The sequence below is a fragment of the Pseudemcibacter sp. genome (genome assembly GCF_965661635.1).
GTDB lineage: Bacteria > Pseudomonadota > Alphaproteobacteria > Sphingomonadales > Emcibacteraceae > Pseudemcibacter.
In genome coordinates this window covers 24,271-48,484 of record NZ_CBFIEP010000147.1, presented here as the reverse complement: position 1 = coordinate 48,484, position 24,214 = coordinate 24,271, and the positions used below count along the sequence as shown (strand labels likewise).

Genomic DNA, 24,214 nt, shown 5'->3' with positions numbered 1-24,214 from the left:
TAATAGGGAAGATCAACAAATCTTGGCTAAAAGCTTCGTTCAAAATTTTAACGAAGCAAGGCCAATTGATCCCATTTCTTCAGATGATATTTCAGAAGAAGAGGCCTATCAAATTGCGGATTACTTTATAGAAGAACAGCTTAAATTTAGAGGGAAGATAGCTGGTTATAAAATAGGCTCATTCTCTAAAGGACAATATGATAATGGTCCTGTTGATGGATTATCGGGTCCCGTTACAGCTGCAATGTTTGAAAAAGGAATTCATCCATCCGGCGCACATATTGATTTTAATTGTTGTTATATGACTTTTGTTGAAGCTGATTTTGCAGCGGTAGTTGGAACTGAAGATATTAATACGGCAGAAACAGACATGGAAATTCTAGCGGCACTTGCCGGATTTCAGCCGTTTATAGAAATGCCGGATATGCTACAAACACCAGAGGGCAGGTCAGAAAAAGGCGGAATTGCAAGCAATTATGATTTTCGAAACGGTATTGTTGGCGAACTTATTAAAACGGAAGCTACCGAAGAATGGGTTGAGCGTCTTAATAATTTTAGCTTTAACATGACAAATGAAGAAGGTGAAGTTCTTGCCTCAGGTGAAATTAAAAGTGCGTATGAGCCTTTATATCGCGTTAGACATTTGCGTGATCAAATGATGAAAAGAGGGCGTCCGTTAAAGGCAGGAGATATCTTATCATTGGGTAATATGGGAGCAATTAGACCGCTTAAACCAATCCCGTTTTTTGATCCCGCTATTCGTCCATTATTTAAAGGAAACACGGCCACAGTCAGTTATATTAATCTTGACCCATCAGGCCCTGCAACAGTCAGTGTAGTGATTGATCGCTAATGTGAGTATATTTTTGAAAGAACTTCATAATGCTTAAGATAATATTACTTACCGGCGCGACAGACGGTATTGGGTTAGAAACTGCAAAAAAATTAGCCTCAATGGGACATACCCTTTTATTACATGGCCGCAACGAAACGAAACTAAATGATATCGTTAAAAATCTTTCAGCATTGCCTGAAACGGGCATAATCGAAAGTTACATTTGTGATTTATCCAATTTGAATGATGTTAGATCATTTGCACATCAAGTCATGAAAAGACATCAAAAAATTGATGTAATTATAAACAATGCCGGAATTTATAAAACGGCAAATACTATTACCTCAGAAGGGTATGATATTCGTTTTGTGGTCAATACATTTGCACCTTATTTGTTAACGCAAATGTTAAGTCCGTTGCTTGATAAAGAAGCGAGGGTAGTCAATCTTTCTTCTGCTGCGCAGTCCCCAGTTAATTTGCTAGCTATGGAAGGAAAACAAGAACTATCTGATGGCGACGCTTACGCACAGAGTAAATTGGCGATTACAATGTGGTCCCGATATTTAGGGATAATGAATAAAGAAATGGGACCAATATTTATTGCCGTAAATCCTGGATCATTTTTAGCCAGTAAGATGGTAAAAGATGCATTTGGAGTGGCTGGAAATGATATAAATATTGGTGTTTCAATTCTCGTGCGCGCTGCATTAGATCCAGACTTTTCAGATGCTACAGGGAAATACTATGATAACGATAATGCGGCTTTTGCATCGCAACATCCTGATGCACTTGATAATAAAAAGTGCGAGAGAATAGTTAAAAGTATTGAACTCACTATCGATAAATTAAATTTATAAAAAAGCCGAGCAAAAGGCTCAGCTTTATATCATTTAAAATTTATAACTTAAGCCAGTAATACTTTAACACCGGGTAATTCTTTACCTTCCATCCATTCAAGGAAGGCGCCGCCAGCTGTCGAAATGTGGCTAAATTGTTCTGCGACACCAGCATGGTTTAGTGCAGCAACTGTATCACCACCACCGGCTAAAGAAACAAGAGTGCCATCTTCGGTCAAGGCGCCGGCCGCTTTTGCGACTGTTACCGTAGCGACATCAAATGGTTCAATTTCAAAGGCACCCATGGGACCATTCCAAATAAGTGTATTACAATCATTTAAGGCTTCAGCGACTTTTGCAGCTGTGGCTGCACCAACATCAAGTATCATTTCATCAGAGGCAACATCATCAGAAGTGGTGGTTCTATTTTCAGCATTTGCGGCAAATTCTTTTGCAACCACAACATCATCAGGTAAATGAATTTTACAGCCTGCTTTTTTGGCATTTTTAAGAATAGAGTTTGCCGTATCAGCAAGATCATGTTCACAAAGTGATGCACCAACATCAATACCTTGTGCCGCAAGAAATGTATTCGCCATGCCGCCGCCAATAATCAAATGATCTACTTTAGCAACTAAATTAGTTAACACATCAAGCTTTGTTGAAACTTTAGCACCACCAACAAGAGCGGCAACCGGATGAACTGGATTACCTAAAGCACCCTCAAGGGCGATTAATTCTTTTTCAAGCGCCAGACCAGCAGCAGAAGGTAAAATTTCTGCAATACCAACTGTTGAAGCATGCGCGCGGTGGCAGCAGGAGAACGCATCATTAACAAAAAAGTCAGCATTTTTAGCGAGTTCAGCGGCAAAATCTGCATCGTTATCAGTTTCAGCCTGATAAAAACGAACGTTTTCAAGCAAAAGCACGGAACCATCTTCCATGGCATCAATAACGTCGAGAACTTCATCACCGATACAGTCATCAATATAAGAAACGGGTAAACCCGTTGCATTAGCAAGCGGCTGTCCAAGAGGTTCTAGCGACATATCCGGATTACGTTCCCCTTTGGGCCTTCCAAAATGAGATAATACCAAAACACGTGCACCAGCATCAGCTAATGCTTTTATGGTAGGTGTTACAGAAAGGATGCGTGTATCGTCAGTGACTTCACGATGTCCGTCTTCATCGGTTTTCATGGGTACATTTAGATCAGCACGAAGAAGGACGCGCTTGCCAGCAAGCGCGCCCAACGATTTAATATTTTTAAAAGTCGTCATTTAAACCCTAGCCGACGTTATGAAGGACAACAGCAGTATCAGACATGCGGTTCGCAAAGCCCCACTCGTTATCGTACCATGTGAGAATACGAACAAGATTACCGTCCATGACGGATGTTTGAGCAGAATCAAAGCTTGAACTGTGCGCATCATGATTAAGATCGATTGACACAACAGGCTCGTCTATATAAGCAAGAACACCTTTCAAGCGGCCATTAGCGGCTGCTTTAATTGCAGCGTTAATTTCATCGGCACTTGTATCTTTTTTCGCAACAAATGTAAGATCAACAAGTGACACATTCGGAGTTGGTACGCGGATTGATGTGCCATCAAGTTTTCCAGAGAGTTCAGGAAGTACTAGACCAACGGCGCGTGCTGCACCTGTTGATGTAGGGATCATGCTAAGACCGCATGCACGTGCGCGAAGTGGATCACTATGAAGTGTATCAAGAACGCGTTGATCACCAGTATAAGCGTGAACGGTAGTCATAATACCTTTTTCAATGCCAACTGTTTCATTTAAGACTTGTGCAACAGGTGCAAGACAGTTTGTAGTGCAAGACGCGTTTGAAATAACTTTATCGCCCGCTTCAAGTGTTTCATGGTTTACACCAAATACGATGGTTTTTGAAACGCCTGATGCTGGTGCAGAGATAAGAACTTTTTTAGCGCCAGCGTCAAGATGTGCCGATGCTTTATCTTTATCACAGAAAAACCCTGTACATTCATAGACAACGTCAACATCAAGATCACCCCATGGAAGATCAGCAGGATTGCGTTCTGCAGATACAGCAATTTTATCATCACCGATAACAATGTTGTTTCCGTCGACGTTTACATCAAACGGGAACTTGCCATGCACACTGTCACGCTTAAGAAGGTATGCATTCATTTTTACATCGCCAAGATCATTAATTGCGACAACTTTTACGTCGTCACGACCACTTTCGTAGATCCCGCGAAGGGCTAAACGGCCAATACGACCAAAACCGTTAATTGCGACACGAATTGTCATGATTATTTTCTCCAGTTAATAATTTATAAATTAGCTTTAATTTGTGAAACGAGGTTCTCTTTCGTAACACCAAAATGGTTATAAAGATCACTTGCAGGGGCAGAGGCGCCAAATTCGTCAATACCTATTTTTACACCGTCACGTCCAACATATTTTTCCCAACCAAACGTTGAACCAGCTTCAATAGAAGCAAATACTTGAGGATTGCCTAGGACGTCTTCTTGATAGGTTGGTGATTGGGCATCAAACTTTTCCCATGAAGGCATAGAAACGACTTTAGTAGCTGTTCCCATAGCTTCAAGTTCCGCTTGAGCTTCAATTGCAATCTCAACTTCTGAGCCTGTTGCAATGATTGTAACGGCTGCATCACTACTTGCCTTGCTGATGACATATCCGCCTTTGGCCGAAAGATTATCATCATTATTTTCAAGACGAGCTTGTTTTAATCCTTGGCGAGTTAAAACCAGAATTGATGGTGTTTCTTTATCTTCAAGTGCGGCAAGCCAACATTCTGCCGTTTCAACCGCGTCACAAGGACGGAAAACATTTACGTTAGGCATCGCTCGAAGAGAGGCAAGATGTTCAATCGGTTGATGGGTTGGACCATCTTCACCAAGCCCGATACTATCATGTGTCATAACGTAAATCGCCCGTTGTTTCATGAGCGCGCTCAGGCGAATTGCGGAACGGCAATAATCCGTAAATACAAAGAATGTGCCACCATAAGGAATATATTCACCATGAAGCGCGAGGCCGTTCATAAGCGCCGCCATACCAAATTCACGAACACCATAATAGAGATAACGTCCCGCAAAATCATTTGCAGTAATGACGCCTAAATCTTTAGTTAAAGTAAGGTTTGATCCGGTAAGGTCAGCAGAGCCACCAATAGTTTCGGTTACAATTGGGTTGATGACCTCTAACGCCATATGTGATGCTTTTCGTGTCGCAGGGCCAACGGGCTCTGCAACAAGGTCACGTTTATATTGTTTAATGGCATCCGTTAAATCCGCAGGCAAATCTTTATTTAAGCGGCGGTTAAAATCCGCTTTGGTCGCGTCATCAAGAGCATCGAATTTTACTTTCCATGCAGCAGAAGTTTCTTTACCACGGGCACCGGCAGCGCGCCACGCAGATAGAATATCATCCGGTATAAAAAAGGCTTCATGTGGCCAATTTAAAAATCCACGACTAGCCGCGATTTCATCATGTCCAAGCGGTGCACCATGGGTGGCGGATGTGCCCCCTTTATTTGGTGCTCCATAACCAATGGTTGTTTTACAAGCTATTAGAGAAGGACGATCATCATTTTTGGCTTCTTCGATTGCCGCATTAACAGCATCCATATCATGACCATCAACGGCGATTGTATGCCAATTTGATGCTTCAAAGCGCATAAGCTGGTTGTCGGAAACGGTCATTTCCGTTTTACCATCAATACAAATTTCATTGTCATCCCAAAGAACAACAAGTTTTCCAAGTTTTAAATGGCCCGCTTGTGAAATTGCTTCTTGTGAAACTCCTTCCATTAAACAACCATCACCTGCAACAACATAAGTATAATGATCGCTTAGATCAGCCAATCGAGCATTGCTTAGTCTTTCTGCGACTGCAAATCCAATTGATGTTGCAAGTCCTTGACCAAGCGGCCCTGTTGTCATTTCAATACCAGGAGCTTCTTCATATTCTGGATGACCAGCACAAGGTTGATGAAGTTGGCGGAAGTTTTTAATATCTTCAATTGTTGGATTATCATAACCCGTTAAATAAAGGAGAGAATAGATCAGCATTGATCCATGCCCTGCAGATAAAATGAAGCGATCCCGATCAGGCCACTCTGGCCATGAAGGGTCAAATTTCATATGTTTTGTGAAGAGCACTGTTGCGACATCTGCCATACCCATAGGCATGCCTGGGTGTCCGGAATTTGCTTGTTGAACTGCATCCATGCTAAGTGCGCGGATTGCATTTGCCATTTCATTCGCTGTCACAGTCATTTTATCTAAATATAACCTTTTAAGTTTCTATAATTTTCCCTCTATCGTTTGAGAGGGATTGTGTAAAAGTAATTTCAATCTCTTTTCACGGCGCACAATGGACTTTCTTGGCCTCAGGGTCAATATTCTTATGTTAAAAATAGCTGATTTTGTATCAACTTTTTACTTTTTTTCTTGTATTTTTCTCTCTTTAAGCTTTTTGGTGGATTTTTTTATCAAAATGTTGCTAGTCTAAAAGCTCGTGGCAAAGAAATAAAAAGAGATTGGGATGATGAAATGAGTGATAACGATCAACGTTTAACAGCTGATAAAACGGTCATGGCCTTAGAAGAAGTGTTGGGTCGTTTAGAGAAGGCCATCGTTTCTAAACAGGCTAGATCCCAGTCAGGGTCTAGTGAGCAGGCAGATTTTATTCATCAACTCGAAAAAGAAAACCGTGCATTATCACGTGAACTTGAAGTGGCGCGCACTAATGTTGAGAAGCTTGAGGAAAGAATTGAAACTTTAGAGCAAGCTGGCGACTCGGCGCAAAAAGAAATGGGATTGATGATCAAGCAACTTGATGTTCTTATTTCGGAACAAAACACACATTAATTTTTAAGGAATTATTATGGGGCAGGTAACGGTAACTTTTAATAATCAAGATCATCATTTAGCTTGTCAGGATGGTGGTGAAGAACGCCTTAAAATGTTGGCAGATTATATTAATCAACGTGCATCCTCCCTGATTGAACATTTAGGGTCCACTGGTGATACGCGTCTGCTTTTGATGACGGCTATAATGATTTCTGACGAACTACATGAATTAAATGATGGTGAATTACCATCTCATTCCGAAGCAGCGGCAGAAGTGAAGCGCATGGATGTCGCTATGGGTAAGGCGATATTAAAAATTGAAGAAATGGCAAAAACGCTCGAACTTTCTTAATTAATACCCCATAATTTTGCATATTTTTTATACATGATTAGTCGATCGTATTTTTCTTTTACATGACTAAGGTTTAGTTCGCCCAATTTAATCTGTTTCTCTTTATCACCTGTTAATTTTTCCATCATACTTGAGAATGCTAGATCATCATTAAGTGGCGTTATGAATTCTTGGTTCTGAACGCTTACCATATTTTTTACATCACCTACCGCAACGCCGACAATAGGAAGTGAGGCAGCCATTGCTTCTAGTATCGTATTTGGCATTTGCTCCGTATCAGACGAAATGGCAAACACATCAAGATAACCAATAACAGTTTCTGGCTTTGAAATGTATCCAGCAAAAACCACTTGATCTTGTATATTGAGTGTGACGCACAATGCTTCCAACTTTGTCCGTTCTGCGCCATCGCCAATGATTAATAATCGTGATTTGATATTTTTCTTACGCAATGCAGCAAAGGCTTCAATCATGCGGCCAATATTTTTTTCAGGGCTAAAGGCGCGATTGTACCGATAATGGTTTCATCCGTTTGTTTTTGAAATCCAGGAATAATGAAGGATGGTTCATTTTTTTCAAATTTCGCAATATCGACACCATTAGGAATATAAACGATCTTTTCCTTAGGGATATGCCATGTATTTAGGGCAATATTTTCTAAGTTTAATGAGGGAACCAAAACGGTTTCAGTATTACGTAGTGAAAAGCGTCTAAATAGATCACGTCTTAAAAGTGTTTTATCTGCTTCATCGGGCCCAAATCCGTGTTCAGAATGAAGGTTATAGATTTTTGGACTAAAGCTATTGGCGAGCACCCATTCAATGGCTCCCCAATTATAAGAAAGTAAAGCATCGGGTTTTGTGTCTTTTAAATATCGTTGGTAATTTTTAAGCCTTTTTAATAAACCGCCTTCAGCTAAATGATCTAAATTAGGAAAACTGACATCTAACTCTGCGTTTAGTACTTCTTTTGCACCATAGTCATCGTTGGTCGATATAATTGTGTGTCGAGCTTGATCTCCGAAATAATTGATGGCGTGACTAATTTGAATGGGAATACCACCACGACCAAAAGAAGGAAACACATGCAGTAAATGGGGTATGTTATTATTCATGATTTATTTTCGGCCCCTGATTGATATCTAACTCCATTATTTATGTTAATTTGATTAATAATGCAAACTTGACGTTGCTCATATCATAAAGAAGCATTACATAAGGAAAAGCGGGTTCTGTTTCGTTGGTGTTTCATATTATCCCCGGGGCGATAATTCTCCATCGGGAGCTGCCTCTGTTAGGGCCGTGGCCTTATTATCGTGGCGCCCACCTATACGTATTAGGTTCTGGAGGATAAAATAGCATTCACGGCCAAACGGTCCCGCACTCTTTTTATCAAAGCAATATGATTGAAAATGTCTGAAAAAAATAAAATCCGAAAAAAAGCCAAAGAGGTACGTGCTGAAATATTCCGCAATGATAATGGTATGGCGGCAAGAAAAGTCGCGGCAAAAATAATTATGCTCGAAGAATTGGATACGATTAAAACGGTATCCGGATATTATCCTATTATTGATGAGCTTGACGCCTTGATATGCTTAAAAGTATTGCATGCGGCACGTTTTCCAATTGCTCTTCCGTCAATAATTGCAAGCAATCAGCCACTTGAATTTCATTCATGGGATATGAAGACGGATCTTATAGATGGCCCTTTTAATACCAAAGAAAGTTCGGAGCAGATTATAATACCTGATGTGTTATTAGTGCCGCTTCTCGCATTTGACGAAAGTGGGAACCGATTAGGATATGGCGGTGGATATTATGATCGCACAATAGCATCGTTAAAAGAGGTCAATTCTGATTTGATAGCCATTGGTATAGCCTTTGAAGGACAAAAGATTGCGCAAGTGCCAGTTGATGACTATGATCAAAAATTGGACATGATTGTAACTGATCAGAACATTTATAAGGATTTTTCATAAGTGAAAGTTGTTTACCTAGGTGATATTATGGGGCGAAGTGGCCGAAAAATCGTTGCCGAAAAATTACCAGAAATCAAAGAACGCCTTAAACCGGATTTTATCGTCGTTAATGGCGAGAATGCCGCTGCCGGTTTTGGAATAACCAGTAAAATCGTTAAAGAGCTTTTTGAAATGGGGGTTGATGTCATTTCGACCGGTAATCATGTTTGGGACCAAAAAGAAACAAAAACCTATATCAATACGGAAAAACGTTTAATTCGCCCTATTAATTTCCCTGCGGGTACTTCTGGAAAAGGATCAATAGTGGTTGAAGACACGCGCGGCCGAAGAATGTTGGTGGTAAACGCTATGGGACGTGTCTTTATGGATGCGCTTGACGATCCCTTTAAAGCCGTGGACGAAGAACTTAAAAAATATCCTTTGGGCAGCTCTGTTAAGTTTGTTCTGGTTGATATTCATGCAGAGGCCACTTCTGAAAAAATGGCCATGGGACAATTTCTTGATGGAAGAGCGTCACTTGTGGTGGGAACACATAGTCATGTTCCAACGGCTGATGCACAAATTTTTGATGGCGGCACCGCCTATCAAACCGATGCGGGTATGTGTGGTGATTACGATAGTGTTATAGGCATGGATAAAGCAGAGCCCATAAATAGATTTACAAAAAAAGTTCGTGGTGACCGATATACACCGGCAAATGGCGATGGCACGCTTTGCGGCGTATTTGTAGAGACGGATGATAAAACGGGACTTGCAAAACGTATTGATCCGATAAGAATGGGTGCGCGTTTGCACGAAACATTTCCCAATTAATAATTAAAAGCTATTCACAAATGGGACTCGGTGGTTTATCAAGGGTTCATACATTAATTCATTAAATATTTATGCTCGCCTAAAGGCAAAGAAGAGAGAAGAAAATGGCAGGTCATTCCAAGTTCAAAAATATTATGCATCGTAAAGGAGCTCAGGATAAAAAACGCTCCGGATTATTTAGTAAACTTTCAAAAGAAATCACAGTTGCAGCGAAAATGGGTGGCCCAGATCCGGATTCTAATCCGCGCCTTCGCCTCGCCATTCAAAACGCCCGATCAAACAGTATGCCAAAAGATAATATTCAGCGCGCTGTTAATAAATCACAAGCAGGTGACAGTGCAAATTATGATGAAATTAGATATGAAGGGTTTGGACCCGGTGGAACGGCGATAATTGTTGAAAGCTTAACGGACAATCGAAATAGAGCAGCAACGGATATTCGCACAGCATTTTCCAAAAATGGTGGCAACATGGGTGAAAGCGGTAGCGTTGCTTATCAATTCGATCATGTTGGTGAAATTATCTATGAAGAAAGCAGTATTTCTGCTGATGATATGTTTGAACAAGCGCTTGAAGCAGGGGCTGATAATGTTGAAACTGATGATGATACACATGAAATTACGTGTGCTATGGAAGATTTGAATGCGGTTTCAACGGCCCTTTCTGAATCAACAGGCGAAGAACCAAAATCAGCCAAACTGATTTGGAAAGCTCAGAATATGATTGAGTTGGATTTCGATGGGGCTACAAAACTCATAAAAATGATTGATGCACTTGAAGATCTTGATGATGTACAAAATGTATATGGCAATTATGATATTCCTGATGATGTAATGGAGAAACTTGGCGCGTGACAATAAAAGGACAACGTCTTGTGGGTTTTGACCCTGGTCTGCGTAAAACAGGCTGGGGCATTATAGATGTGCAAGGCTCACGTTTAAGTCATGTCGCTAATGGTATAATTAAAACAGACAATTCTTTATCGTTGGCCGAGCGATTGGTGCAACTTTATGATGGACTAAGCCAAGTTATTTCCGATTGGGAGCCCGTTTCTGCTGCTGTCGAGGAAACATTTGTGAATAAAAACCCTAATTCAACATTAAAACTTGGTCAGGCGCGCGGTATTTCGCTACTTGTTCCGGCAATGGCGGGATTGCCCGTTTCTGAATATTCACCAAATCATATTAAAAAGTCAGTTGTCGGATCCGGCCACGCTGGGAAAGAGCAAGTCACGGCCATGCTCGGAATTTTATTACCCAGTGTGAAAATTAACGGTGAAGATGCGGGTGATGCGCTCGCCGTGGCAATATGTCATGCCCATAGTGGTGGCGCGCATGGGCGATTGAGTGAAGCCATCGGCAATAGTGGACTTAAAGGAAGTGGCGCTCAAATCATTATGAAGGGTGCAAAGGCATGATTGCGAAATTAAGAGGATTACTAGATAGTTTCGGTGAAGACTGGTGTATCATTGATGTTAATGGTGTTGGCTATCATGTTTTTTGCTCGTCTAGGACCCTTGATAAATTAAATGGTTTAGGGGAAGAAACAGCCTTATTTATTGAAACACATATCCGTGAAGATCATTTCCATTTATTTGGTTTTGCAACTGAGCTTGAACGGGATTGGTTTAGATTATTACAAACCGTGCAAGGTGTTGGTGCAAAAGTAGCACTTGCTATTCTCTCTACCGTTAATCCGGATGAACTTTCAAATTCTATTGCGGCACAGGATAAGACAGTTGTAGGGCAAACCAGCGGCATCGGACCAAAGCTTGCCACTCGAATTGTGACTGAACTGAAAGATAAAGTGGCGAAATTTGCACTTGCTCCTATGAAGGTGGAGAGCGGCAAACCGGCAAGAGCGTCATCCCTGGGAGACGCCGTATCAGCACTGACAAACCTTGGCTATAAACAAGCGGAGGCTTTTACGGTCGTCAATAAAGCTCTAAATGAAGGCGCCGATGACAATGTGCAGACGCTTATACGTCTTGGTCTTAAGGAGCTTGCAAAATGAGCGATGAGCAAGACCGATTAATCAGTGGTGGTGAGTTGCATGGTGATTTTGATGCCTCAATTCGACCTGCGACGTTGAGCGAATTTATTGGACAGCGTAAAGCTTGTGATAATTTAAAAGTATTTATTGAGGCGGCAAAGGCACGTGGAAAAGCTCTTGATCATGTTCTTTTTTTTGGACCTCCGGGGCTTGGAAAAACGACACTTGCCCAAATTATGGCGCGTGAATTAGGTGTGAATTTTCGCGCGACAGCGGGGCCGGTTATTTCTAAATCTGGTGATCTCGCTGCGCTTCTTACAAACTTAGAAGAAAATGACATTCTTTTTATTGATGAAATCCATCGCCTTAACCCAGCTGTAGAAGAAATTCTCTACCCGGCGATGGAAGATTTTCATCTTGACCTAATAATCGGTGAGGGGCCAGCGGCTCGCTCTGTCCGTATTGATTTACCGCAATTTACACTTGTAGGGGCGACGACGAGATCAGGACTGCTAACTACGCCTTTACGTGATCGATTTGGTATTCCGACACGCTTAAATTTTTATGAACCGGAAGATTTGAAAAAAATTGTAAGTCGCGCGGCTCGCGTATTAGGGGTTGAAATGACAGAAGACGGTGCCTTAGAAATTGCAAGAAGAGCGCGCGGTACTCCCCGCATCGCTGGACGTCTATTAAGACGTGTAGCCGATTTCGCTTTAGTAGATGGCGGTGATGCTGTCACAGCGGAAAGTGCAGATAGCGCGCTTAGAAGATTGGAAGTTGATGCACAAGGATTGGACGCGATGGATCATAAGTATTTACGGTGCATCGGTGAAAGCTATGGGGGCGGTCCAGTTGGTATCGAAACTTTGGCGGCGGCATTAAGTGAGCCTAGGGACGCCATCGAAGACATTATCGAACCATATTTAATGCAAAAAGGATTGGTGCAACGCACGCCGCGAGGCCGGATGTTATCCGCACATGCATTTGAGCATATTGGGCTAAAAGCGCCTAAGAATTTTGATACTTCGCAGCTAGAATTATTAAGTGAAGAGGCAAAAAAGTAATAATGACTGAAATTTTGCCACATTCTGGTTCTATGAATGGAAAAATACATAATTTTAATGTCCGGGTTTATTATGAAGATACGGATATTGGGGGCGTGGTTTACTACGCCAACTATTTGAAATTTATGGAACGTGCACGTTCTGAAATGTTAAGGGATCTTGGTATTGATCAGGCGGAGATGTTGGATTATAACAACCCTGAAGATGTCAGTTTTGTAGTAAAGCGCTCTGAAATTGATTTCAATAGTCCCGCGAGATTTGATGATCATCTTGTTATTAAGAGCGAGATTATAAAATTAGGTGGCGCCAGCTTGATAATAAAGCAGGATGTAACAAAAAATGATCATATATTGGTCACAGGAATGATAAAAATAGCGGCAATCGGTGAGAATGGTAAAACCAAAAGATTACCGCAAAACATAAAAGAAAAATTAAACGTATAATTATTGAATTTTAGGGAACGGAAATGGAAGAAGAATTAGAAGCAAGTGCAGTAGCCGCAGTTGAAGCTTTAGATTTAGGTGGTACGGCACCCGATTTTTCATTTTTCGGCATGTTTGCGCAAGCTGATTTTATTGTGCAGGCTGTAATGATTATGTTACTCGGCGCATCGGTTTGGTGCTGGGCGATTATCTATGATAAATATAAGCGTCTTCGCGCTGTACGTGAAAAAGCAGATGAATTTGAAGTCGAATTTTGGTCCGGCAACAGCCTTGAAGATCTTTATGAACGCACCCGTCATAACCCTGATCACCCACTTGCGATGTTATTTGTTTCTGCTATGCGTGAATGGCAACGATCAACAACCACGCTTACCGGTAAAATTGCTATGGGTGCACAAGAACGTATTTATCGTGTTATGCAAGTGACGGTTAGCCGTGAAATGGAACGGCTTGAACATTACCTTGGTGTGCTGGCCACTGTTGGCTCAACGGCACCGTTTGTTGGACTGTTTGGTACCGTGTGGGGTATCATGAACAGCTTTCAATCAATCGCATCTTCAAATAATTCGTCACTGGCCGTTGTGGCACCGGGTATTGCAGAAGCGCTGGCAGCGACAGCCATGGGACTAGTTGCTGCGATCCCTGCGGTTGTTGCATATAACGTATTATCCAATGATTTAGGGCGATATGCCAACCGTCTAGAGGGTTTCGCTGAAGAATTTGGCACCATCTTGTCACGTCAAATGGATGAGGAGTAGCATTTATGCAAATGCATGGAAATAAAGGCGGCGGTCACCGCACCGGATTTTCAAAACGCCATCAACAAATGAGTGAGATTAACGTAACGCCTTTTGTTGATGTGATGTTGGTGCTGCTTGTTGTTTTTATGGTGACAGCACCATTATTAACCGTTGGCGTTCCTATTGACCTTCCGAATAGTCAGGCTAACAACTTGCCAGAAAATAATACGCCGCTATCGATCACTATCGATGAAGAAGGGCGTATTTATCTTCAAGATGAAGAAGTTGAGCTTCAACAGCTCGTAGCCCGCATTACGGTGATTTTTGAAAACCGTAAAGAGGACAGAATTTATGTTCACGGTGACCAAGGTGTTAGTTATGGCCGTGTGATGGAAGTGATGGGGTTGTTGAATGGCAACGGATTTTCCCGTGTTGCCATGGTGACGGACCCGGCAAGATAAAATGAAAGTATAGAGAATAAATTGAAAAACGCATTAATTATATCAGGAGTATCGCATGTGGGGCTATTTTTAGCAGCCACATTCGGCATTCCGTGGTTTGACACACCACGCGATATGGAGATGCAAATTATTCCCGTTGAAATGGTTGATATTGCCGAAGTGACAAAAACAGTCGAAATTGCAAAATTACCTGAACCAACAAAAGAAAAACCAAAACCGCCGGAAAAAAGGCCTGAGCGTGTAGCTGCGGCCTTACCGCCACCACCACCGAAAATGGCGTCGACGATGCCGCTGCTTGATCAACCAAAAGAGAAGCCAGCAGCGAAGCCTAAACCAAAACCTGTTCAGCGCGCAGAAGCACCAAGTGTGGCCCCAAGATCACGACCAAAACCGCCAAGCCGTTTCAGCAGTGACAGAATAGCCGCGCTCCTTAATAAAATTCCGGAAAGCCAATCGGCGACAGAGCGTTTGGCGGAAAAATACGGACAGCAAGAACAACAAATGACTTCATTGGATGTACGTCGCCAAACGATGTCTATCAGTGCGGCGATACAAAAGAAGATACAAGATCAATGTTGGAACCCACCGGCCGGTGCCTTGGAGGCGGGGACATTAAAAGTAACCGTTTATATGCAATTAACACCAGATGGTGATTTGGCAAGACCACCCACTGCAGATGATTATAGTCGGATGAGTGGCCCTTTAAAAGTGGCAGCGGATAGCGCACTTCGTGCAGTTCGCATGTGCGCGCCTTATAGTGATTTAGAATTACCACAGAATTTACATGACCAATGGCGGGAGATTAAAATGAATTTTGATCCATCCGGTATGATATCATAAAGTATAATTAGTTTAACGACTGGAGAAACAGTGTGACACACTTGAAAATTTTATTAATTGCCCTCATTGGGATTATTGCAGGCACAATTTCCGCCCATGCGGTAATTGAAATTGATATTACCCGCGGGAATGTTCAGCCAATGCCTATTGCGCTTGCGAATTTTGAAGGCAGCGAAGCGGCAATGACATCGAGTGGATCGGTCCGCGATATTGGCGCGAATATAGCGCAAGTGGTCACAGCGGATCTCGAAAGATCAGGCTTATTTGCACCGATTGATCAACGCGCGTTTATTAATTCTGGTGCAGCAAGCACAGCGCCACAATTTGCCAATTGGCGCGCTATTGGTGCGCAAGCCTTGGTTACAGGATCGGCCGTACTAGAAGAAGATGGCCGTGTAAGAGTGGAGTTTAGACTGTGGGATGTACTCGCAGGCTCACAAATGACGGGTCTTCGTTATTTCACAGCGCCAAATAATTGGCGCCGAATAGCGCATTTAATCTCAGATGCAATTTATAAGCGTTTAACGGGTGAAGATGGTTATTTTGATACTCGGATTGTTTATATTTCAGAAAGCGGTCCTTATCTTGATCGTATCCGCCGTTTGGCAATTATGGACCAAGACGGTCATAATCATAAGTTTTTAACGGATGGTTCATATATGATATTGAGCCCACGTTTTTCACCGTCCTCTCAGGAAATCACGTATCTTTCTTATTATAATGATACACCGCGCGTTTATCTGTTTAACATTGATACGGGTAGATCGGAAATGTTGGGTGAATTTGACGGTATGACTTTTGCGCCAAGATTTTCGCCGGACGGCAAAAAAGTGATTATGTCAAAAGCGGAACGTGGAAATTCCGATATTTTTGCGATGGAATTAAGCACAAGGCGGATTCAACGATTAACGACCCATTCGGCAATTGACACGTCGCCAAGTTTTTCACCGTTTGGACGTCAAATAGTATTTAATTCGGACCGTGGGGGATCTCAGCAAATATATGTCATGGATAGTGATGGCGCAAATGTGAAGCGCATTAGTTTTGGTGAAGGACGTTATGCAACGCCAGTTTGGTCGCCGCGCGGTGATTTGATTGCCTTTACCAAGCAATTAGGGGGTAAATTTTTCATAGGCGTAATGCGTCCCGATGGCACCGGAGAGCGGATTTTAACCGAAAGTTACTTCGAAGAAGGGCCAACGTGGTCACCAAATGGCCGTGTTTTGATGTATTATAAAAAGTACCCATATGATAACCGTGGTGGCGGTGGTGAGACCCAATTATGGTCCATTGACCTCACTGGATATAACGAAAGACAGATTATAACACCTCTTGATGGATCAGACCCTGCGTGGTCACCGTTGTTGAATTCAAGATAAAGAAGAAATAAATAATCGTCTTATACCCTTATACTCGCTTGATTCTTAACGAATCTACGTTTATAGTCACGATAGATTATATGGGCCGTGGGAAAATATGATTAATTGCGCATGTCAATTCTTGTGGGGAAATGACAGAAGTTTTAGGAAAAATAAGAAAATACATAAATATATGTGAAGGATCACTAAATGCTAAAAAATAAATTTTATGCAAAATTTTTAATTATGGTCGGGGCAGCACTATTTTTGAGTGCTTGTGCGAATACAAATGACGAAGCAATGACAGAAGCTCCTGTTGAAGCTCAGCCAGCACCTGCACCAGCTCCTATGGAGCCAGTTCAAACAGGTCCAGCTCCTGGTTCACAAGAAGAACTTGATCAGATTATGGGCGGTATGGACGGATCAACAGTTTATTTCGCTTTTGATCGTTATGATGTTGACGCGTCAGCACGTAACATTCTTCAAGCACAAGCAAACTGGATGAAAAGCAACAACAAGAGTATTGTAGTCGAAGGGCATTGTGATGAGCGCGGTACACGTGAATACAATATTGCTCTTGGTGATCGTCGTGCTAATGCCGTTAAAAATTATCTTGTAGCTATGGGTGTTAGTGCTTCACGCATCCGCACAGTGAGCTACGGTAAAGAACGTCCAATTGGTACAAACAACGACAGAAACCGTCGCGGATACACTCGCGTAAATTAATTTTACAGTTAATTTTAAAATGCCCGTGCGACTAACACTGTCACACGGGCATTTTTTTTAAAGATCCCAAGAAATATTTGGAGCATAAAATACGATGAAAAGTTTGTTTAATTCTCATAACATAATGATGACTGGTATCTGTTTATTATTATCATTGGTATTATTAATAATGTCGACTATGGGATCTTCAGCACAATCGACGAGCCAAAGATTAAATGCAATTGAAAAACAACTTAACGCGATACAGCGACGTGTTTTTACACCCGGAACGCGTTTCCGGTCCGGTGATAATGGCGGCGGGAATAATGCGGCTCCTGCGGACATTCCTGTTGGTTCGGAAGGCGCATTGATGGCAGAAATCAACATTCGAATTTCTGAACTTGAAACGCAAATTAGACAAATGACAGGGCAATTGGAAGAAGCTAATTTTAAGGTCACTAATTTAACGCGAAAACTTGAAACCCTTGAAAAAGACAATGAGTTTCGCTTTAAAGAATTAGAAAGTGGTGCCCGTCCAATGGCATCATTACCTTCAACGGGTGCTGGGTCAGCTCTACCCGCAGCCACAGCGGCTCCTGTTGCATCGACGGCAAAACAAAAATATGATCAAGCCTATAGCCTTGTATCCAACGCTAATTATGTGGAAGCAGAAATTAGTTTTCTTGAATTCCTTGAACAATACCCTCAAGATGAACTTTCTGGTAATGCGCAATATTGGCTAGGGCAAACTTATTATGCGCGCGGAAATTATGCTGATGCGACACGAACCTTTCTTGAAGGGATGAGCAAATATCCCGAAAGTTCTAAAGCACCCGCGTATCTTTTGAAAGTAGGAATGTCTCTTAATCTTTTGGGAGAAAAAACCGAAGCCTGCGAAGTATTTCGTGAGCTTGGTGCTCGTTTTCCAAATAGCATAGAGAGCACCCGCCTACGTCCAACCGAAGAAAGAAAAGCAGGATGCAGTTAGACGGGGGTAATATTCTCCCTCTTTCTGGCGATGAATTTCATGATCTGATGATGCCCCTTGAGATTGGGGAGCCAAAAAACATTGCGGTGGCTGTATCTGGCGGTGGCGATAGCATGGCGCTTGCACTCTTGCTTCATCAGTGGTGCCTTAATAATCACGTAAAACTTCATGCAGTAACGGTTGACCATGGTTTAAGGAAAGCTTCAAAACAAGAAGCTAAAGATGTTTCAAAGTGGTTGGAAAAGTTAAATATCCATCATGAGATACTCAGCTGGATAGGCGAAAAACCGACTTCAAATATTCAAGATAAAGCCCGCAAAGCTCGATATGACCTTATCAGTAAATGGTGTAAGTCAAAGGAAATTGATCATGTTTTTGTCGCGCATCATAAAGATGACCAAGCAGAAACGTTTCTTATTCGCCTTTTCAGAGGTAGCGGTGTAGATGGTCTTTCTGCGATGGAGAAGGTGTCTCGATTACCTGTGGAAGGTTATGAGAAGGATGCCATTAAGATATATCGACCGCTTCTATCGATTGGAAAAGAACGACTTCTTAAAACTCTTGAAGAAATGGGACAGACTTGGGTTACTGATCCAAGTAATGAAAATGAGGCATTCACGCGAATTAAAATCCGTAAATTATTAAATGATACTCAGATAGAAGGCTTAGACCGTGAAAGATTAACGGCGACAGCCACTAAGATGTCACGCGTAAAATCACTCCTTGATCAATTAACTGATCACGCCGAATCGGAGTTAGTGAATTATCATCCGCTCGGCTATGCTGAATTATCGAGAAATTTCAGTCAGAATCTTCATGAAGAAATTGCCTTAAGATTGTTAAGTCGATTGCTAAAAAAAGTAAGCGGCGCAAAACATCCCGGTAGGTATCAAAAATTATTCACTTTATTTGAAAATCTTAAACAGGTTGATTTTTCTGGGCAGACTTTATGTGGCGTGATTGTATATAAAAATGAAAAAGAACAGATTATATTTGTCCGAGAAGCGGTTTCAATTAATGATGAAAAAATCATTACGGATAAGAAACAACTATTATGGGATAATAGGTTTATTGTTAATTCGAAAGAGACTTCTGGAAAAGTAATTGCCTTTTCAAATGAAATGAAGGCAACTCTTTTTGAACAGCATCCAGAAGTTAAAGGGGATATCTATAAAAATTTTGAAAGTCATGTTTTGAGAGATAAGTTATTACAGACTTTACCAATCATTTTAACAAATGATGAAAAAATAATACTCCCAAATTTTTTATTTGCTGATAAAAACCAAATTCAAGTAGGTGTTTTTTCAGCTTCTTTTCAGCATTAAAGACTATAAAAGTGTTGTTTTTATAGAAAAATGGCTATCATGACAAAAAAGATAAACTTTCAACTTGTTTCTGGCACATTTGCTCTTATCTATTGATAATGAAACTTTGATGATTGTATATCAGGTAACAAAATAAAGGTTTAATACGTGGACAATATGAAACGTAATTTCGCATTCTGGCTTATCATTTTAATTTTACTTCTTGCTTTGTTTAGTGCCTTTAAGGGGCCAGAAGGCGGCGACGGCAGACAAGATATCTCTTATTCTGAGTTCTTAGCGGGTATTGATGCGGGTAACATTACAAGTGTTACTATACAGGAAAATAATATTGCGGGCCAAATGGCCAATGGTCAAACTTTCCAAACTTATGCCCCGAATGATGCGACCTTAATTGATAAGTTGAATGCCAAAGGCGTTAATATTAACGCGAAACCAATTGAAACGAGTGCGTTTATGACATTCTTGGTCGGTTGGTTGCCATTTATTATTCTAATAGGTATTTGGATATTCTTTATGCGTCAGATGCAAGGCGGTGGCGGTAAAGCAATGGGTTTTGGTAAATCTAAAGCCAAGCTTCTAAATGAAATGTCAGGCCGTGTGACCTTTGATGATGTGGCGGGTATCGAAGAAGCCAAAGAAGAACTTGAAGAAATAGTTGAATTTCTTAAGGACCCTAGTAAGTACCAACGCCTTGGTGCAGTCATTCCGAAAGGTGCTTTACTCGTTGGACCTCCAGGAACTGGTAAAACACTTCTTGCGCGTGCGATTGCTGGTGAAGCGAACGTGCCATTCTTTACGATTTCTGGTTCTGACTTTGTTGAAATGTTTGTGGGTGTCGGTGCGAGCCGTGTGCGCGATATGTTTGAACAGGGTAAGCAAAATGCCCCATGTATCATTTTCATTGATGAAATTGATGCCGTAGGTCGCCATCGTGGTGCTGGCCTAGGTGGTGGTAACGATGAACGTGAGCAAACATTAAACCAATTGCTTGTTGAAATGGACGGTTTTGAAGCCAATGAAGGGATTATTTTACTTGCAGCGACAAACCGTCCTGATGTTCTTGATCCGGCTTTATTGCGTCCGGGTCGTTTTGACCGTCAGGTTGTCGTTTCTAATCCGGATATATTGGGCCGTGAAAAAATTCTTAAAGTTCATATGAAAAAAGTGCCACTTGCTGCCGACGTTAAGCCACGTGTTATAGCACGTGGTACACCTGGGTTCTCTGGCGCTGATCTTGCGAACCTTGTGAATGAAGCAGCATTACTTGCAGCACGCAAAGGAAAACGCGTTGTTACAATGGACGATTTTGAACAATCAAAAGATAAAGTGATGATGGGTGCGGAACGTCGTTCGATGGTCATGCAAGAAGACGAGAAAAAACTAACTGCTTATCATGAAGCGGGTCATGCTCTCGTTGCGATTCATTGTACAGCATCCGACCCAATCCATAAAGCCACTATTATTCCACGTGGTCGCGCATTAGGTATGGTGATGCGTCTCCCTGAGCATGATCAGCTTTCAAGATCGCGCGAAAAAATGCATGCAGATTTGGCCGTTGCGATGGGTGGCCGTGTAGCTGAGGAAATTATTTTTGGTTATGATAAGGTAACATCAGGTGCATCGTCTGATATTTCATATGCGACTAAAATGGCTCGTGCCATGGTTACTCAATGGGGTATGAGCGATAAATTAGGGCCGCTTGAATATGGTGAAAACCAACAAGAAGTTTTCTTGGGTCATTCCGTATCTCAAACGCAAAATGTGTCTTCTGCGACAGCAAAAATCATTGATGAAGAAATTCGCCGACTTGTCGATGAATCATATCAGAAAGCAACGGATATTCTGAATAAGAACCTTGATGATTTGCATACGTTAGGCAAAGGATTGCTTGAATATGAAACATTAAGTGGTGATGAAATTAATGATTTATTAGCGGGCAAAGAAATTCAAAAAGATTTTGATGATGAAGATAAGCCGGAAAACAAACCGACTGGTTCCGTCCCGACAACCAAGAAGCCGAAAGATAAAGGCAATAACATTGGTTCTGATCCGGTGCCAGAAAGTTAAACATTTCGTTGGTTGGCATTATGAACAAACATAAAATTTATCTTGAGCCTCTGGGTATAACCAGAGGCTTAACTGCATCTGGTAAATATTTTCGCAAATTACAAAATAGCGAAGCTTATTATTCTCATTTGAAAATAATTAAAAGAAATTCTCAATCGGTACATCACGAAATTATCTCTGTTACTGAGCTAGATGATTATTTTTCTAAAATAAATGAAAATGATAAACGAGAAGTTCAAAAATTAATTGAAAATATTGAACGTATTCGTGAGCCATTAGAATTAAAAAATGGCCTCAAATTCGATTTTAAAAATCCTATTATTCAAGGTGTCCTCAATGTAACACCGGACAGTTTTTCGGATGGTGGTGAATTTAATGAATTTGGTTCTGCTATGGATCAAATAAGTGCAATGATTTCGGATGGTGCAGATATCATTGATATTGGAGGGGAATCTACAAAACCGGGGGCAAAAGCCGTTACCATCGACGAAGAATTAAGCCGCGTCATTCCTGTGATTAAAAATATAAAAAATAAAAAAATACCGATTTCAATTGATAGTAGAAACAGTGAAGTTATGAAAATGGCAATGAAATCGGGTGCTCACATAATAAATGATGTCAGTGCCTTAGAATATGATGTTGATAGTGTGAATATCGTCCGTGGGGAAAATGTGCCAATTATTCTTATGCATTCACAAGGAACGCCCGAAACAATGCAAGATAACCCAGATTATCAATGCGTTTATTTGGATATTTATGATTATTTAGAGGAACGTATAGAGCACTGTGTGAAAAATGGTATTTCAAGAAGAAATATAATTGTTGACCCCGGTATTGGTTTTGGGAAAACGGTTGAACATAATTTACAAATATTAAAACACATTTCAATATTTCACGGACTTGGTGTTCCCTTGTTAATTGGAGTGTCGAGAAAAAGTTTCATCGGTAAGATATGTAATGAAGAAATTCCTGCAAATAGAATTCACGGATCTATTTCAGCTGCGCAGCATTGCATTAATCGCGGAGTTCATATCATCAGGGTTCATGATGTAAAAGAAACCAAACAAGCGATAACAGTCTTACAAAATATACAGTCTAGTTAATTTTTTTTCTAATATTCAGCTTCTATTAACATACTCTTGCTATGAATGAGATATATTTGAATAAATGTCGAGAAGAACGAAACGATATGACCAGAAAATATTTTGGAACTGATGGTATTCGCGGAAAAGCGAATGAAGGGAAAATGACTGCAGAGTTAGCCATGAGAGTGGGTATGGCTGCAGGACGTTATTTCACACGTGGAGATCATCAACACCGTGTTGTTATTGGCAAAGATACGCGTCTTTCCGGTTATTTACTTGAGCCTGCATTAACATCAGGGTTTATTTCCATGGGTATGGACGTTGTCCTTTTAGGACCAATGCCGACACCCGCTGTGGCGATGTTAACAAGGTCTTTGCGTTCTGATTTGGGCGTAATGCTTTCTGCTTCTCATAATCCCTTTTATGATAACGGAATTAAATTGTTTGGCCCAGATGGCAACAAATTGTCTGATGAGATTGAGGAAGAACTCGAACGCAGAATGGACAATGGATATAACAAGCATTTGGTTCCTTCAGAAGATTTAGGCCGCGCCCAAAGATTACATAACGCAGTTGGTCGTTATATTGAATTTGCGAAAAATACTTTTCCAAAAAATTTACGTCTTGACGGTTTAAAAGTAGTACTAGATTGTGCTAATGGCGCCGCATATAGAACGGCACCGAGTGTTTTATGGGAACTTGGTGCTGAAGTTGTTGTTATTGGTGCCACACCAAATGGTACCAATATTAATGATAATTTCGGTTCCACGAAGCCTGAAGCTCTGCGCATAAAAGTTATTGAAGAAGGTGCTGATATTGGTATTGCCTTAGATGGTGATGCAGATCGTTTAATCATCTGTGATGAAACAGGGCTTATCATTGATGGGGACCAATTAATGGCTACTATCGCAACCAATTGGCACGAAGAAGGTAAACTTGAAGGTGGGGCGTTGGTCGCAACATTGATGTCAAACCTCGGACTTGAAAAACATATGAAGTCATTAGGATTGGAATTGGAGCGCACCAATGTTGGTGATCGTTATGTAGTCGCAGCTATGCAAAAATTAGGTTGTAATGTTGGTGGGGAACAATCCGGTCATATCGTTTTAAGCGATTTTAATACAACAGGTGATGGCTTGGTTGCTGCGCTTCAAGTCTTGGCTGTCTTGGTTGAAAAAGGGCGTCCGGCCAGTAATTTATTTAAATTGTTCGAACCATATCCGCAGCTACTCAAAAATGTGCGGTATAACGAGGCAACTGACCCGCTTGCGGATGATCATGTAATACAAGCTATAAGTGATGGTGAAAATTCACTTAATGGTAATGGTCGTGTTGTGATTAGGAAATCGGGCACGGAGCCATTAATTCGAGTGATGGTTGAAGGTGATAATGATACTTTGATTGAAAATGTTGCTTCTGACATTGTGTCTTCCGTTGAAGCGACAATCAGAAGCGTATAAT

26 protein-coding genes are annotated in these 24,214 nt (G+C 41.2%); 21 read left to right on the top strand and 5 right to left on the bottom strand.

The genetic code is table 11. The features are described 5' to 3' along the window. Positions 1–853, top strand: an 853-nt coding sequence (locus ACTF6W_RS10010; RefSeq protein WP_438994399.1) for a hypothetical protein, incomplete at its 5' end; no start/stop codon positions are given. Positions 854–882: 29 nt separating this feature from the next. After that, positions 883–1,692, top strand: coding sequence for an SDR family NAD(P)-dependent oxidoreductase (locus ACTF6W_RS10005; RefSeq protein ID WP_438994398.1), 810 nt, complete (start codon positions 883–885; stop codon positions 1,690–1,692). Positions 1,693–1,739: 47 nt separating this feature from the next. Here the strand turns inward: ACTF6W_RS10005 and ACTF6W_RS10000 are convergent, their stop codons facing one another. The 3 genes from ACTF6W_RS10000 to tkt are packed head-to-tail and all read right to left on the bottom strand — an operon-like array spanning position 1,740 to position 5,963. Next, entirely contained in the window at positions 1,740–2,951 is a 1,212-nt protein-coding gene (locus tag ACTF6W_RS10000; protein ID WP_438994397.1) for a phosphoglycerate kinase, read from the bottom strand. A 7-nt stretch (positions 2,952–2,958) separates the two neighbouring features. Then, on the bottom strand, positions 2,959–3,966 hold the full coding sequence (gene gap / locus ACTF6W_RS09995) for a type I glyceraldehyde-3-phosphate dehydrogenase (protein ID WP_438994396.1): 1,008 nt from the start codon (positions 3,964–3,966) through the stop codon (positions 2,959–2,961). Between the two features lie 23 nt (positions 3,967–3,989). Then, positions 3,990–5,963, bottom strand: a complete 1,974-nt coding sequence (tkt, locus tag ACTF6W_RS09990) for a transketolase (RefSeq protein ID WP_438994395.1) — start codon at positions 5,961–5,963, stop codon at positions 3,990–3,992. 276 nt (positions 5,964–6,239) lie between these two features. Here tkt and ACTF6W_RS09985 point away from each other — a divergent pair, with 276 nt between their 5' ends. Then, positions 6,240–6,557 (top strand): hypothetical protein, encoded by a 318-nt coding sequence (locus ACTF6W_RS09985; protein ID WP_438994394.1) that lies wholly within the window; start codon positions 6,240–6,242, stop codon positions 6,555–6,557. 16 nt (positions 6,558–6,573) lie between these two features. Then, on the top strand, positions 6,574–6,891 hold the full coding sequence (locus ACTF6W_RS09980) for a cell division protein ZapA (RefSeq protein WP_438994393.1): 318 nt from the start codon (positions 6,574–6,576) through the stop codon (positions 6,889–6,891). Here ACTF6W_RS09980 and ACTF6W_RS09975 read toward each other — a convergent pair. Continuing rightward, positions 6,888–7,364 carry a glycosyltransferase gene (locus ACTF6W_RS09975; RefSeq protein ID WP_438994392.1) on the bottom strand — a complete coding sequence of 159 codons (477 nt, stop codon included), beginning with the start codon at positions 7,362–7,364 and terminating at the stop codon, positions 6,888–6,890. The two genes, ACTF6W_RS09980 and ACTF6W_RS09975, sit on opposite strands and share 4 nt — an antisense overlap. Further along, complete coding sequence (locus ACTF6W_RS09970; RefSeq protein WP_438994391.1) at positions 7,361–8,005, bottom strand: glycosyltransferase; 645 nt, start codon at positions 8,003–8,005, stop codon at positions 7,361–7,363. The genes ACTF6W_RS09975 and ACTF6W_RS09970 overlap by 4 nt, the downstream gene beginning before the upstream one ends. A gap of 297 nt (positions 8,006–8,302) precedes the next feature. On the opposite strand from ACTF6W_RS09970, the gene ACTF6W_RS09965 reads away from it, so the two are divergent. From ACTF6W_RS09965 to glmM, 17 genes are all read left to right on the top strand, one after another. Then, a complete protein-coding gene (locus ACTF6W_RS09965; protein ID WP_438994390.1) occupies positions 8,303–8,869 on the top strand; it encodes a 5-formyltetrahydrofolate cyclo-ligase in 567 nt (188 codons plus the stop codon). Beyond that, a complete protein-coding gene (locus ACTF6W_RS09960; protein WP_438994389.1) occupies positions 8,870–9,682 on the top strand; it encodes a TIGR00282 family metallophosphoesterase in 813 nt (270 codons plus the stop codon). Between the two features lie 104 nt (positions 9,683–9,786). Then, entirely contained in the window at positions 9,787–10,536 is a 750-nt protein-coding gene (locus tag ACTF6W_RS09955) for a YebC/PmpR family DNA-binding transcriptional regulator (protein WP_438994388.1), read from the top strand. Positions 10,537–10,538: 2 nt separating this feature from the next. Beyond that, the gene (gene ruvC, locus ACTF6W_RS09950; RefSeq protein WP_438994401.1) at positions 10,539–11,099 is read left to right on the top strand and encodes a crossover junction endodeoxyribonuclease RuvC; all 561 of its coding nucleotides are present in this window, start codon (positions 10,539–10,541) and stop codon (positions 11,097–11,099) included. Next, complete coding sequence (ruvA, locus tag ACTF6W_RS09945) at positions 11,096–11,695, top strand: Holliday junction branch migration protein RuvA (RefSeq protein ID WP_438994387.1); 600 nt, start codon at positions 11,096–11,098, stop codon at positions 11,693–11,695. The genes ruvC and ruvA overlap by 4 nt, the downstream gene beginning before the upstream one ends. Beyond that, a complete protein-coding gene (ruvB, locus tag ACTF6W_RS09940; RefSeq protein WP_438994386.1) occupies positions 11,692–12,741 on the top strand; it encodes a Holliday junction branch migration DNA helicase RuvB in 1,050 nt (349 codons plus the stop codon). Before ruvA ends, ruvB begins: the two co-directional genes overlap by 4 nt. Positions 12,742–12,743: 2 nt before the next feature. Next, positions 12,744–13,184, top strand: a complete 441-nt coding sequence (gene ybgC, locus ACTF6W_RS09935; protein WP_438994385.1) for a tol-pal system-associated acyl-CoA thioesterase — start codon at positions 12,744–12,746, stop codon at positions 13,182–13,184. Positions 13,185–13,207: 23 nt separating this feature from the next. Next, the gene (gene tolQ, locus ACTF6W_RS09930) at positions 13,208–13,942 is read left to right on the top strand and encodes a protein TolQ (RefSeq protein ID WP_438994384.1); all 735 of its coding nucleotides are present in this window, start codon (positions 13,208–13,210) and stop codon (positions 13,940–13,942) included. Between the two features lie 5 nt (positions 13,943–13,947). Beyond that, positions 13,948–14,385, top strand: coding sequence for a protein TolR (tolR, locus tag ACTF6W_RS09925; RefSeq protein WP_438994383.1), 438 nt, complete (start codon positions 13,948–13,950; stop codon positions 14,383–14,385). A 21-nt stretch (positions 14,386–14,406) separates the two neighbouring features. Next, a complete protein-coding gene (locus ACTF6W_RS09920) occupies positions 14,407–15,225 on the top strand; it encodes a hypothetical protein (RefSeq protein ID WP_438994382.1) in 819 nt (272 codons plus the stop codon). Positions 15,226–15,257: 32 nt separating this feature from the next. Continuing rightward, positions 15,258–16,604, top strand: coding sequence for a Tol-Pal system beta propeller repeat protein TolB (gene tolB / locus ACTF6W_RS09915; RefSeq protein ID WP_438994381.1), 1,347 nt, complete (start codon positions 15,258–15,260; stop codon positions 16,602–16,604). 189 nt (positions 16,605–16,793) lie between these two features. Continuing rightward, a complete protein-coding gene (locus ACTF6W_RS09910; RefSeq protein ID WP_438994380.1) occupies positions 16,794–17,309 on the top strand; it encodes an OmpA family protein in 516 nt (171 codons plus the stop codon). Between the two features lie 94 nt (positions 17,310–17,403). Then, positions 17,404–18,276: a tol-pal system protein YbgF gene (gene ybgF, locus ACTF6W_RS09905; protein WP_438994379.1), complete on the top strand. Its 873-nt coding sequence runs from the start codon at positions 17,404–17,406 to the stop codon at positions 18,274–18,276. Then, a complete protein-coding gene (tilS, locus tag ACTF6W_RS09900) occupies positions 18,267–19,601 on the top strand; it encodes a tRNA lysidine(34) synthetase TilS (protein WP_438994378.1) in 1,335 nt (444 codons plus the stop codon). Before ybgF ends, tilS begins: the two co-directional genes overlap by 10 nt. Before the next feature lie 147 nt (positions 19,602–19,748). Next, a complete protein-coding gene (gene ftsH, locus ACTF6W_RS09895; protein WP_438994377.1) occupies positions 19,749–21,668 on the top strand; it encodes an ATP-dependent zinc metalloprotease FtsH in 1,920 nt (639 codons plus the stop codon). Positions 21,669–21,688: 20 nt separating this feature from the next. Continuing rightward, positions 21,689–22,771 (top strand): dihydropteroate synthase, encoded by a 1,083-nt coding sequence (gene folP, locus ACTF6W_RS09890; protein ID WP_438994376.1) that lies wholly within the window; start codon positions 21,689–21,691, stop codon positions 22,769–22,771. Positions 22,772–22,857: 86 nt separating this feature from the next. After that, positions 22,858–24,213, top strand: a complete 1,356-nt coding sequence (gene glmM / locus ACTF6W_RS09885) for a phosphoglucosamine mutase (protein ID WP_438994400.1) — start codon at positions 22,858–22,860, stop codon at positions 24,211–24,213. Position 24,214: the final 1 nt, after the last annotated feature.

Coding starts and splice junctions, on each gene's coding strand:
- ybgC (WP_438994385.1), top strand. CDS start 12,744: ATGACTGAAATTTTGCCACATTCTGGTTCTATGAATGGAAAAATACAT.
- tolQ (WP_438994384.1), top strand. CDS start 13,208: ATGGAAGAAGAATTAGAAGCAAGTGCAGTAGCCGCAGTTGAAGCTTTA.
- ACTF6W_RS09955 (WP_438994388.1), top strand. CDS start 9,787: ATGGCAGGTCATTCCAAGTTCAAAAATATTATGCATCGTAAAGGAGCT.
- ACTF6W_RS09975 (WP_438994392.1), bottom strand. CDS start 7,364: ATGATTGAAGCCTTTGCTGCATTGCGTAAGAAAAATATCAAATCACGA.
- ACTF6W_RS09970 (WP_438994391.1), bottom strand. CDS start 8,005: ATGAATAATAACATACCCCATTTACTGCATGTGTTTCCTTCTTTTGGT.
- ACTF6W_RS09910 (WP_438994380.1), top strand. CDS start 16,794: ATGCTAAAAAATAAATTTTATGCAAAATTTTTAATTATGGTCGGGGCA.
- ruvA (WP_438994387.1), top strand. CDS start 11,096: ATGATTGCGAAATTAAGAGGATTACTAGATAGTTTCGGTGAAGACTGG.
- folP (WP_438994376.1), top strand. CDS start 21,689: ATGAACAAACATAAAATTTATCTTGAGCCTCTGGGTATAACCAGAGGC.
- ACTF6W_RS09985 (WP_438994394.1), top strand. CDS start 6,240: ATGAGTGATAACGATCAACGTTTAACAGCTGATAAAACGGTCATGGCC.
- tkt (WP_438994395.1), bottom strand. CDS start 5,963: ATGACTGTGACAGCGAATGAAATGGCAAATGCAATCCGCGCACTTAGC.
- ruvB (WP_438994386.1), top strand. CDS start 11,692: ATGAGCGATGAGCAAGACCGATTAATCAGTGGTGGTGAGTTGCATGGT.
- tolR (WP_438994383.1), top strand. CDS start 13,948: ATGCAAATGCATGGAAATAAAGGCGGCGGTCACCGCACCGGATTTTCA.
- ACTF6W_RS09965 (WP_438994390.1), top strand. CDS start 8,303: ATGTCTGAAAAAAATAAAATCCGAAAAAAAGCCAAAGAGGTACGTGCT.
- tilS (WP_438994378.1), top strand. CDS start 18,267: ATGCAGTTAGACGGGGGTAATATTCTCCCTCTTTCTGGCGATGAATTT.
- gap (WP_438994396.1), bottom strand. CDS start 3,966: ATGACAATTCGTGTCGCAATTAACGGTTTTGGTCGTATTGGCCGTTTA.
- ACTF6W_RS10000 (WP_438994397.1), bottom strand. CDS start 2,951: ATGACGACTTTTAAAAATATTAAATCGTTGGGCGCGCTTGCTGGCAAG.
- ACTF6W_RS10005 (WP_438994398.1), top strand. CDS start 883: ATGCTTAAGATAATATTACTTACCGGCGCGACAGACGGTATTGGGTTA.
- ACTF6W_RS09980 (WP_438994393.1), top strand. CDS start 6,574: ATGGGGCAGGTAACGGTAACTTTTAATAATCAAGATCATCATTTAGCT.
- glmM (WP_438994400.1), top strand. CDS start 22,858: ATGACCAGAAAATATTTTGGAACTGATGGTATTCGCGGAAAAGCGAAT.
- ybgF (WP_438994379.1), top strand. CDS start 17,404: ATGAAAAGTTTGTTTAATTCTCATAACATAATGATGACTGGTATCTGT.